13 protein-coding genes are annotated in these 10723 nt (G+C 67.0%); 10 read left to right on the top strand and 3 right to left on the bottom strand.

The genetic code is table 11. The annotated features are described in order from the left end of the window. Window positions 1–293: 293 nt before the first annotated feature. The 10 genes from VN419_RS02705 (at window position 294) to VN419_RS02660 (ending at window position 7672) form a co-directional block, all read left to right on the top strand. Window positions 294–2087, top strand: a complete 1794-nt coding sequence (locus VN419_RS02705) for an NADH-quinone oxidoreductase subunit L (protein ID WP_325644180.1) — start codon at window positions 294–296, stop codon at window positions 2085–2087. Further along, complete coding sequence (locus tag VN419_RS02700) at window positions 2084–2938, top strand: respiratory chain complex I subunit 1 family protein (protein WP_325644176.1); 855 nt, start codon at window positions 2084–2086, stop codon at window positions 2936–2938. Before VN419_RS02705 ends, VN419_RS02700 begins: the two co-directional genes overlap by 4 nt. A gap of 4 nt (window positions 2939–2942) precedes the next feature. Beyond that, window positions 2943–3377, top strand: a complete 435-nt coding sequence (locus tag VN419_RS02695; protein ID WP_325644174.1) for an NADH-quinone oxidoreductase subunit B family protein — start codon at window positions 2943–2945, stop codon at window positions 3375–3377. Next, a complete protein-coding gene (locus tag VN419_RS02690; RefSeq protein WP_325644172.1) occupies window positions 3377–3769 on the top strand; it encodes an NADH-quinone oxidoreductase subunit C in 393 nt (130 codons plus the stop codon). Before VN419_RS02695 ends, VN419_RS02690 begins: the two co-directional genes overlap by 1 nt. Then, window positions 3769–4845 carry a nickel-dependent hydrogenase large subunit gene (locus VN419_RS02685; protein WP_325644170.1) on the top strand — a complete coding sequence of 359 codons (1077 nt, stop codon included), beginning with the start codon at window positions 3769–3771 and terminating at the stop codon, window positions 4843–4845. The genes VN419_RS02690 and VN419_RS02685 overlap by 1 nt, the downstream gene beginning before the upstream one ends. 5 nt (window positions 4846–4850) lie before the next feature. Further along, on the top strand, window positions 4851–5246 hold the full coding sequence (locus VN419_RS02680; RefSeq protein ID WP_325644168.1) for a 4Fe-4S binding protein: 396 nt from the start codon (window positions 4851–4853) through the stop codon (window positions 5244–5246). A 159-nt stretch (window positions 5247–5405) separates the two neighbouring features. Continuing rightward, window positions 5406–5690, top strand: coding sequence for a hypothetical protein (locus VN419_RS02675; protein ID WP_325644166.1), 285 nt, complete (start codon window positions 5406–5408; stop codon window positions 5688–5690). Window positions 5691–5724: 34 nt separating this feature from the next. Then, window positions 5725–6195 (top strand): YhcH/YjgK/YiaL family protein, encoded by a 471-nt coding sequence (locus VN419_RS02670; protein WP_325644164.1) that lies wholly within the window; start codon window positions 5725–5727, stop codon window positions 6193–6195. Next, a complete protein-coding gene (gene chrA / locus VN419_RS02665; RefSeq protein WP_325644162.1) occupies window positions 6192–7394 on the top strand; it encodes a chromate efflux transporter in 1203 nt (400 codons plus the stop codon). Before VN419_RS02670 ends, chrA begins: the two co-directional genes overlap by 4 nt. A gap of 86 nt (window positions 7395–7480) precedes the next feature. Continuing rightward, window positions 7481–7672, top strand: coding sequence for a hypothetical protein (locus tag VN419_RS02660; RefSeq protein WP_325644160.1), 192 nt, complete (start codon window positions 7481–7483; stop codon window positions 7670–7672). On the opposite strand, the gene VN419_RS02655 is transcribed toward VN419_RS02660, so the two are convergent. The 3 genes from VN419_RS02655 to VN419_RS02645 form a co-directional block, all read right to left on the bottom strand. Then, entirely contained in the window at window positions 7669–8235 is a 567-nt protein-coding gene (locus VN419_RS02655; protein ID WP_325644158.1) for a GNAT family N-acetyltransferase, read from the bottom strand. The two genes, VN419_RS02660 and VN419_RS02655, sit on opposite strands and share 4 nt — an antisense overlap. Window positions 8236–8241: 6 nt before the next feature. After that, on the bottom strand, window positions 8242–9723 hold the full coding sequence (locus VN419_RS02650; protein ID WP_325644182.1) for an ABC transporter ATP-binding protein: 1482 nt from the start codon (window positions 9721–9723) through the stop codon (window positions 8242–8244). A gap of 63 nt (window positions 9724–9786) precedes the next feature. Continuing rightward, window positions 9787–10722: an ABC transporter permease gene (locus VN419_RS02645; protein ID WP_325644156.1), complete on the bottom strand. Its 936-nt coding sequence runs from the start codon at window positions 10720–10722 to the stop codon at window positions 9787–9789. Window position 10723: the final 1 nt, after the last annotated feature.

The raw sequence follows: 10723 nt of genomic DNA, 5'->3' as shown, positions 1-10723 counted from the left end.
TTCCCCGCCTGGAGAATTCGGCCAGCCATTATGTCGGCTGGCTGACATTTTTTTTGCATTTTCCATCCGCCTTACAGAAGCCTTGCTCGCCGGTTAATTCATACCGCTGAATTTCCATTTTTTCCAACACCGCCCCCTTTCCTTGGTTGACGTTTTGGGATAACTGGCTGCGTTCAGAAAAGTTCATCAAGTTTTTGAGGGGGTTTCAAAACATGCTTGATGCGTACATTGGGGTTCTTGTCTTATGGCCCCTGGTGGCCGGCCTTGCCTGCCTGGTGCTGAGAAGCCCGGGAATGCGGTCGGCGCTGGTGCTGGCCACTGGCGCGGCTTTGGCCGTCGGAGCCCTGGGAGTCGCCTCCCAGGTGCCCTTGACCGCCAATCCTGGTTTCCTGTCCTCTGAAACGGCCCTGCATGTCGCAGAGGCCGCAGCCTTCGTCTTTCCGGCGTACTTCCTGCTGCGCGGCCTGATGGCGAAACACCTGCTGGTGATCGTCTTCTCCTGCCTCCAGCTCGGCCTTGCCGCCTTCGGCGCGACCCAGATGCCTGCCGCGCCCGCGGCCGAGGCCGCCGTCGTGTGCGACGGTCTGTCCGTGTCGCTTCTGCTGGTGGTTTCCTTCGCAGGCTCGCTCATCTGCATCTTCGCCCTGCCCTACATGAAGCACCATGAGGAGCACCTGCACCTCAAGGTCAGCAAGCAGCCCGGCTTCTTCCTGGTCCTGCTCGCGTTCCTGGGCTTCATGAACGGCCTGGCCCTGTCCAACGACCTGCGCATGTTCGAGCTCTTCTTCGAGGCCACCACGTTGTGCTCGTTCCTGCTCATCGGCCACGACCAGACCGAAGAGGCCAAGAAGAGCGCCTTCCGCGCCTTGTGGCTCAACTGCCTGGGCGGCGTGTTCCTGCACGGCGGCATCCTGCTGGTGCAGAAGCAGTTCAACCTGGTCGACATCCACGCCCTTGTGAACCCGGCCCTGTGGGCGGGCGCAAGCATGCTGCCCGTGGCGCTTCTGGCCCTGGCGGGCTGCGTCAAGGCCGCGCAGATGCCCTTCCAGTCCTGGCTCTTGGGCGCCATGGTCGCGCCCACCCCGGTCTCCGCGCTCCTGCACTCGAGCACCATGGTCAAGGCCGGCGTGTTCGTCTGCCTGCGCCTGGGCCCGGTGCTCCAGAACACCACCACCGGCCGCGTACTGGCCCTGGTGGGCGCGTTCACCTTCTTCGCCACCAGCGCCCTGGCCCTGGGCCAGAGCAACGCCAAGAAGGTCCTGGCTTACTCCACCATGGCCAACCTGGGCCTGATCATCGCCTGTGCGGGCATCGGCACGCCCATCGCGCTTGCCGCTGGCACCGTGCTGCTCGTCATCCACGCCGCCACCAAGGGGCTTCTGTTCCTCTGCGTGGGCGACATGGAACAGACCGTGGGCAGCCGCGATCTGGAAGACCTGCGCGGCATCGTGGCCATCAGCCCGGTGACCGCCCTGGCCGCCGCCGCTGGTTCCATGGCCATGATCCTGCCGCCGCTCGGCATGCTTGTCGGCAAGTGGGCCGCCCTTGAGGCCGCCGCCGCCAGCCCCGTGGCCATGGTGCTCATCGCCCTCGGCAGCGCGCTCGGCGTCGTGTGCTGGGTGCGCTTCGCGGGCACCATCATGAGCGGCAAGTCCATTGAGGCCAAGAACGCCCACGCCTCCAGCCTCACCAGCACGCCCATCCTGGCCATGCTGGCCGGCGCGGTTGGCCTGGGCATGGCCGCTCCCTGGATCAACGCCCTGCTCCTGCCGGACGCTGGCTTCGCCACCGCGCTGGCCGGCGGCTGGGGCCTTCTGCCCACCCTGTTCGTGGTGGCCATGCTGGCCTGGATCATCGGCATGAAGGTGCTGGCCAAGCAGAGCTCGGTCACCCTGGCCACGCCGTACATCGGCGGTCTGCCCTCGGCCGAGAAGGGCACCTATGTCGGTCCCCTGGGCCGCAACTGGACCCTGACCGAAGGAAACGAATACGCCATCGAGATCTTTGGCGAAGCCAAGCTGACCAAGTTCGCGGGCGTCCTTGCTGCGGCGCTCCTGCTGGCCCTGGTGGGAGGTGCCATCATATGAATCTGACGACCTTCTATCTCGCTGTGGCCGGTCTCATCCTGGCGCCCGTGCTGGGCGGCCTGGTGGCCGGCGTGGACCGGGTGGTCACCGCGCGGCTGCAGTCGCGCATGGGACCTCCGCTGCTTCAGCCCTTCTATGACGCGGGCAAGCTCTGGTCCAAAGTCATTCCCCCGGCCAGCCACTGGCAGGGCCTGTTCGTGCGCTGGGCCCTGGTGGCCTCGCTCGCGTCCGACGTGCTCCTGGCCGCCGGGGCCGACGTGTTGATGTGCTTCTTCGTCCAGGCCGCCAGCGCAAGCTTCGTGGCCCTGGGCGCCTTCTGCGGCAATTCGCCTTACAGCAAGCTCGGCGCCCAGCGCGAGCTGTTCCAGCTTCTGGCCTACGAGCCGGTGTTCCTGGTGGCCATCCTGTGCATGGCCAAGGTCTCCGGCGGCTTTGACGCATACAGCTTCATGGCTTCCAGCCAGCCGCTGCTGTTCAAGATGCCGCTGCTCATCCCCGGCCTGCTCTTTGTGGTGCTGGTGAAGCTGCGCAAGTCCCCGTTCGACATCTCCGCCTCCCACCACATGCACCAGGAAGTGGTGCGCGGCGTGTACACCGACTACGCCGGACGCGACTTCGCCCTGCTTGAGATCGCCCACTGGGCCGACGTGGTGGTGGTGCTGTGGATCTGCTCCTTCCTGTGGGCCACCAGCGTCCTGAGCATGGTCGTCACCGCGTCCGTGTTCCTGTTCGCGGCCCTGGTCATCGACAACATCAGCGCCCGCCTCACCTGGCGGCACATGCTGAAGGTTGTGGCGCCCATTTCCCTGGTCCTGGCGACCGCAAACCTGCTGTGGCTGTACATGGAGTAATGCAATGTCATTCCTCAAAACTTCCCAAATCAAATCGCCGTGGCTGATGCACTTCGACTGCGGCTCCTGCAACGGCTGCGACATCGAGACCCTGGCCTGTCTGACCCCGGTGTACGATGTTGAGCGCTTCGGCATCATCAACGTGGGCAACCCGCGCCACGCCGACGTGCTCGTGGTCACCGGCACGGTGAACCCGAGAAACGCCGAGATTCTGAAGAACATCTACAGCCAGATGCCCGATCCCAAGCTGGTCATCGCCGTGGGCGCCTGCGGGTGCTCCGGCGGCGTGTTCCGCGAGGCCCCGAACGTTCTGGGCGGCGTGGACAAGGTCATTCCCGTCGACGTTTACGTGCCTGGCTGCCCGGCCAAACCCGAAGCCATCATGGACGCTGTGGTGACGGGCCTGGGCAAGCTGAAGGGCATTTTGGAGGCAAGCTGATGAGTATTGAAGCCACCCCCATCACCTCCGCCCAGCTCGTGGCCGAGGTGACCAAACTCAAGGCCGAGGGCTACCGCTTGGTCACCATGTCCAGCGTCGAGATCGACCCTGAGAACATGGAGATCCTGTACCACTTCGACAAGGACCTGGCGCTCAAGAACCTGCGCCTCACCCTCAAGAAGGGCGGCAGCATTCCGAGCATCTCCGGCATCCTGTTCACCGCCTTCCTGGTGGAGAACGAGATCCGCGACCAGTTCGGCGTCACCTTCGAAGGCCTCGTGCTCGACTACCAGGGCCGCCTGCTGAACGACTGCACGCAGACTTCCGAGAGCTCGCCCTTCTGCCGCCTGCTGGTCAAATCCAGCGGCACCGTCGCCAAGGAGGTGCGCTAATGGCCCGTACCGTCATCCCCTTCGGTCCCCAGCACCCGGTGCTGCCCGAGCCCATCCACCTCTCCCTGGTGGTTGAGGACGAAAAGGTCGTGGAGGCCCTGCCCACCCTGGGCTATGTGCACCGCGGCCTGGAAATGCTGGCCACCAAGCGCGACTACAACCAGATGATCCAGATCGTCGAGCGCGTGTGCGGCATCTGCTCCATGATCCATTCCCTGTGCTACTGCCAGGGCATGGAGGAAATGATGGGCCTTGAGGTTCCCCGCCGGGCGCGCATGCTGCGCGTGGTGTGGAGCGAACTGCACCGCCTGCACTCCCACCTCCTGTGGCTGGGCCTCTTCGCCGACAGCTTCGGCTTCGAGTCGCTCTTCATGCAGCTGTGGAAGATCCGCGAAAAGGTCATGGACCTGAACGAGGCCACCACCGGCAACCGCGTCATCGTCTCGGTGAACGTGGTGGGCGGCGTGCGCACCAACCTGGACGAGGGCCAGATCCGCTGGATCAAGGACACCCTGGTCGAGGTCGAGGCCAGCATCAAGAGCCTCCAGAGCACCATCATGAACGACAGCACCGTGTGCCGCCGCACCAAGGGCGTTGGCGTGCTGACCAAGCAGGCCGCCTACGACCTGGGCGCCGCCGGCCCCATGCTGCGCGGCAGCGGCGTGGCCCAGGACATGCGCCAGCTCAAGTACGCGGGCTTCGACGAGATCGCGTTCGAGCCCATCGTGGAGAAGGACGGCGACTGCTGGGCCCGCTCCACCGTGCGCTTCCGCGAGTCCCTCCAGTCCATCGACCTGGTGCGCCAGGCGCTGGACAGGCTGGATGACTCCGAACTGGCCGTGAAGGTGAAGGGCAAGCCCGAGGGCGAGGTCATCACCCGCGTTGAGCAGCCCCGGGGCGAGTGCCTGTACTACCTCAAGGGCAACGGCGACAAGTTCCTGGAGCGCGTGCGCATCCGCACCCCCACATTCGCGAACATTCCTCCCCTGGCGGCCATCCTGCCCGGGCTGGACTTCGCGGACGTGCCGGTTGTGGTCCTGTCCATCGACCCCTGCATCAGCTGCACGGAGAGGTAGCCATCATGAAAATGCTCCCTACCGTAATATCGAACCTGTTCAGCAAGCCCGTCACGCGGAACTACCCGTTCTTCGTGCGCGAGCCCTTCACCACCGCCCGCGGCGAACTGGTGAACGACATCGACCGCTGCATCTTCTGCGGCTCCTGCTCGCGCAAGTGCCCGTCGCAGTGCATCACGGTGAGCAAAGAAGGCAACATGGGCGCCTGGAAGCTTGAGTTCTTCGCCTGTGTGGGCTGCGGCGTCTGCGTGGACGCCTGCCCGGTCAACTGTCTGTCGCAGAAGCCCACCCACCGTGCGGTGGCCGTGGTGCGCGACACCATCGTCATGACCGGCAAGCTGCCCGAGAAGCCCGCCAAGAAGACGGCCCCGGCCGCCGCTCCCGCGCCCGAAGCGCAGTAAAACGCGCCTCCGCAGCAAGCGATTCCTGCGCCCGTCCGGTCCTTGCACCGGGCGGGCGCAGCCTTTTTGGCCCGCCACGGCCCGCACCCGCCCTTGACGCGGCACCGGCCCCTCCCTACAAGAAGCGGGTCGGACAATCCTTGAACCAAGGAGGCCCCCATGAAAGGTCCGCGTCTCTCCCGTCCCGTTTGCGCCCTTCCCGTCCTGCTGGCCGCGCTGCTGGGCCTTCTGGCGCTCTGCGCCGCACCGGCCCTGGCCAACGACTTCTTTCCGCCGTCCCCGGTGCCGTCCTCGCGCGACAGCGTGAAGCCCAAGGCCACCGCGACCAAAGAGTCCAAGACCCAGGTGAACAGCAACGTCCTGAACAACAAGATCGTCAAGACGACCAAAGCCACCGGCGGCACGGGCACCAGCCCCACGGGCAAAACGCCCGGCGCCCTCTAACACGCCGCCGCACGCGGCAAAGCGGAGGCACACGATGATCTTCGACGCCCTGATCAACTGGCAGCTGTACAGCGCCCGGCCCGCCTGGAAACAGGCCTTCGAGCGCCTGCTGACCCTGGGGCCGGACACCGAGCCCGGCGAGTACGAAGTCGACGGCCGCGACGTGTACGTCGTGGTCTTCGACACCACCACCAAAGCCCTGCTCGACACCACCCTTGAGGCGCACCAGCACTACGCGGACATCCACCTGCCCCTGACCGGGCCGGAGGTGCATGCCCGCTTCGCCCTGGACGGCCTGGCGGAGAACACGCCCTACGACCCCGCGCGCGACGCCGCCACCTATGTCCACCCGGACCGTTTCACCGCGCTGTTCACCCTGCACCCCGGGCATTTCGCCCTGTATCTGCCGGGCGAGGCGCACCTCTCCCAGGGCAAGGTCGACCCCCGTCCGCAGCCCCTGCGCAAGGCCGTGGCCAAGGTTCGCGCGGAGCTTCTGCGTCCGTGAGCCAAGCGCCCGTGAGCCAGGCCCCCGTGGACGACGACCGGCCCGAACAGGCCGGAAACAGGCCCCAGGCCACGCTGAACGAGATCTTCCGCTGCTTCCTGCGCGTGGGGGCCACGGCCTATGGCGGCCCGGCCATGATGCCGCTGATGCGCGAGCACATTCTGAAGCGCGGCTGGCTCTCGGACGAGGACTTCAAGCTTGGGCTGGCCGTGTGCCAGGCCATTCCCGGCGGCACGCTGATGCAGATGGCCGCGTACACGGGCCTGCGCCTGCGCGGCCTGCCCGGGGCGCTGGCCGGGTTCGTCGGCTTCGCCCTGCCCGCCCTTGCGCTCATCACCGCGCTTTCGGCCATCTACCACGCGGCGCGGGGGCTCACGGTCACGGCCTCGGCCATGCAGGGGCTGAACGCCGTGGTCCTGGGCATCATCGCCCTGGCGGTGTACGATTTCTGGCTCAAGTACGCGCGCGGGCCCAGGCGCGTGGGCCTCACCATTCTGGCCTGCGGGCTCTTTTTGTATGGCGTGGGCCCGGCCTGGATCATCCTGGGCGCGGCGCTTGCCGGGCCGGTGGTCTTCCGCGACGAGACCGCGCCGCCGGTGAGCTTCGCCAACACGCCGGTGCCCGTGCGCGGGGTGCTCGTGCTGGCCGCCCTGGCCTCGGCCTGGCTGGCGGCGACATCTTTTCTGGCTCCGCTGCTCTTCGACCTCTCGCTCTCCATGGCCAAAGCCGACCTCATCGCCTTTGGCGGCTACGGCGTGTTCCCGGCCCTGTACCACGAGACCGTGGACCTGCACCGCTGGATGAGTTCCGAGACCTTCATGGACGGCATGGCCCTGGCCCAGGTGACGCCCGGACCCTTCATGCTCGGGTCCTGCTTCGTGGGCTACCACATCGCCGGGCTTCTGGGGGCCGTCACCGCCGGGGCCTGGATCTTCACCCCGTCCTTCTTCATCCTCATGCTCACCGTGCCCAGCGCAGGGAAACTGCTGGCCTGGCAGCCCTTCCGCCGGGCCCTGGCCGGGGTGCTCTCCACCCTGGGCGGGCTCATCCTGGCCGTGGGCATCCAGCTGGCGCGCGGCATGGATTGGAGTGCGCTCAAGGCCGTGCTCTGCGTTGCGGCCGGGCTGGCCCTGTGGCGCAAGGTGGACCCCATCTGGGTGGTGCTGGCCGGCGTTGCCCTGGGCGTGTGGCTGTTCTGAGCCCCTTGCGCGTTTTGCCCGGCCGTCCTATGTTGTGAACATGGGAAGCCCGCCTTCCCTCCTATGCCGAGCCAAAGGAGGACGCCATGTCCGACGAGACACCCAAGTGGACCTGCCCCAAGTGCAAGGCCGACAACACCCCGGACTTCACCCATTGCCGCATGTGCGGCGAGCACAACCCGGCCGCGCCGGTGCTGCACACCTGCCCAACTTGCGGGTTCAAGAGCGAGAAGGACTGCTGCCCGTCGTGCAACAGCCCGATGTTTTTGAATCTTTAGATTGAGACGCGGATCTTGGCGTACAGGGTCTTGGCGTAGAACACCGTGTCCACGCTCATGACCGGGAAGGTCGCGGGCAGGGAGTCTTTCTCCACGCGCGTGAAGCTGTGCTTCTCATAGAAGCGGTGCGCGGCCAGGAAACGGTCCGTGGTGCCCAGGAAGATCCGCGCCACGCCGTTCGCCCCGCACCAGGCCTCAAGGGCCGCCAAGAGCTGCGCGGCGAGTCCTGAGCCACGGGCATCCGCACGCACGAACATCTTGCGCAAAGCGCCCTGCCCCACGCCATCCCCAGCGGGTCCGATGTTCAGCAGCGCGATGCTGCCCGCGATCAGGCCAGCCTCATCCGACTCGTCCACGGCCACGAAAAAACAGCCCGGGCCGAGCGCGCCCTTCACGTAGAAGCCAGGAATGTCCATGAGGTCCGGCTGGTCCGCCGGGGTGATGGGAAGCTGAAATTCGCCGCGCTGTATGCCGGAGATGAGCGCGATGACGCCGTCCTGCTGCCCCGGCAAGGCCGGGTCAAAGGGGACGATGCGCCAAGAGACTCTGCGGCAGGAGGCCATGGGCGGCTAGTCCTTGAGCCCCGCCATGAGGGAGCCGATGCGTTCCACCTGGGCCGCGTCCGCCACCGGGAACAGGCCCATGATGCGGCCCCGGAACATGACGGCCACGCGGTCGGCCAGTTGCAGGGCCTCGGCCAGGTCGCCGGTGACGAGCAGCACGCCCGCGGTCCTGCGGGCCTCCAGCAGGCGCTGCCACACGGCCTCCGTGGCGGAGACGTCCAGCCCCTGCGTGGGCTGTTCGGCCACGATGAGCCGGGGCTCGCGGTAGAGCTCGCGCCCCAGCACGAACTTCTGCAGGTTGCCGCCGGAAAGCTGCCAGGCCTGGGCCTCGATGTGCCCGGGCTGCACGTTGTGCTCACGCACGATGCCGCGCGCGGTGTCGCTGGCGCGGCCGCGCTCCAGCCACTGGCCGTGGGCGAAGCCCTGGCGCGTGGTCAGCAGAAGATTGTCCGTGAGGTTCAGGCTGCGGCAGGTGGCCAAGCCCGCGCGGTCCTCGGGAATCCAGGCCAGCGCGCCCTTCCAGTCATGGCCCTGGAAAAACTTCGCCCAGTCCTGGCCCAGGATGTCCACCTGCCCGCTTTCGGGCCGGGTGACGCCGCAGACCACTTCCACCAGCTGCTGCTGGCCGTTGCCCGCCACGCCCACAATGGCCAGGATCTCGCCGCGCTTGAGGTCGAAGCTCACGTCGTCCAGCCCCTCGCCGGATAGATTCCGCACGTCGAGCACCAGGCGGCCCGGGGCCACGGCGTCGCGGTCGATCTCCAGCACCACGTCGCGGCCGACCATGCGCCGCGCCAGCTCGGCCGGGGAATCCACCTCCGAGGCCAGGAACTCGCCCTCGATGCGCCCCTTGCGCAAGATGGCGATCTCGTCGGCCACGGAGAGCACTTCCTCAAGCTTGTGCGAGATGAACACGATGGCCTTGCCCTGGGCGCTCATGGCGCGAAGAGCCGTGAACAGCGACTCGGCTTCGGGCGGGGTCAGAACCGCCGTGGGCTCGTCGAAGATCAACACCTGGCTCTCGCGGTAGAGCAGCTTCAAAATTTCCACGCGCTGGCGCTCACCCATGGACAGGTCGCCCACGCGCGCGCCCGCGTCTATACCCAGGCCGAAGCGCTCGGCCAGTTCGCCCACCATCTTGCGCATGGCCGCCGGGTTGAGGAAGAAGCCGTCCTCCTGGCCCAGCAGCACGTTCTCGGCCACGGTCATGTTCTCCACCAGCATGAAGTGCTGGTAGACCATGCCGATGCCCGCGGCGATGGCCTCGCGCGGGGAGGCGAAGTCCATCGGCTTGCCCGCCACCTGGATGCTGCCCTCGTCGGGCTTGAAGCGCCCGGCCAGCATGGCCATGAGCGTGCTCTTGCCCGCGCCGTTCTCGCCCAGCAGGGCCTTGATGCGCCCGGGCATGATGGACAGGGAGATGCCGTCGTTGGCCAGCACGTGGCCGAAGCGCTTGGTCACGCCCGTCAGGCGCACCTGGGGCAGCACGTCGGCGAAGGAGATGTCCGTGCCGTGGCGTTCGGTCTGCTGTGCGCTGTGGTCGCTCACGGCCTAGCCCTCCGGCTCGATGTTGACGCCCAGCGCCGCGGGCGCGGCAGAGGCTCCGCCCTTGGCGTTGCGGGCGCGCGCGGCGGAAAACACCAGCACGATGACCGTGAGCGCATAGGGCAGCATGAGCAGCAGCGACGAGGGCACGTTGGTGCCGGAGGCCTGGAGCCGCAGCTGGAAGGCCATGACCCCGCCGAAGAGGAACGCGCCGATGACCGCGCGCCCGGGCCGCCAGAAGGCGAAGATCACAAGGGCCACGGCCACCCAGCCGCGCCCGCCGGAAAGGCCCGTGGTCCACAGGTGCGTGTGCGCCAGCGACAGGTACGCCCCGCCCAGGCCGCACAGAAAGCCCCCGGCCATGACGCCGAAGGCGCGCAAGCGCTGAGGGTTCAAGCCCGCGGCGGCGGCGGCGGCGGGCATTTCGCCCGTGGCGCGCACGCCCAGGCCCAGGCTGGTGCGGTTCAAGAAGAACCACACGGCCACGGGCGAGAAATAGCACAGGTACACCAGCATGTCGTGGCGGAAGAAGATGGGCCCCAGCACCGGGATGTCCGACAGGAACGGCAGGGCGATCTTGCCGAAGCCCTCGGTGGCGATGCCCACGTAGGCCGTGCCCAGGAAGTTCGACAGGCCCACGCCGAAGAGCGTGAGCGCCAGGCCGGAGACCACCTGGTTGCCCAGGAACACCTGGCATACGAGGGAATGCAGCCCGCACAGCAGCGCGCCGGAAAGTCCGCCTGCAAGCAAACCCAGCCAGGCCGAGCCCGTGAGGTGGCAGGTGATGAAGGCCGCAAAGGCCGAGAAGGCGATGACGCCCTCAACGCCCAGGTTCATCACCCCGGCCTTTTCGGAAACGATCTCGCCCAGGGTGGCGAAGAGGATGGGCGTGCCCGCCTGCACGGCGGCGGCCAGAAGCGCGATGATCAGTTCCGGGCTCACG

The sequence above is a fragment of the Humidesulfovibrio sp. genome (genome assembly GCF_035560995.1).
GTDB lineage: Bacteria > Desulfobacterota > Desulfovibrionia > Desulfovibrionales > Desulfovibrionaceae > Humidesulfovibrio.
This window is presented reverse-complemented; position numbering and strand designations above follow the sequence as displayed.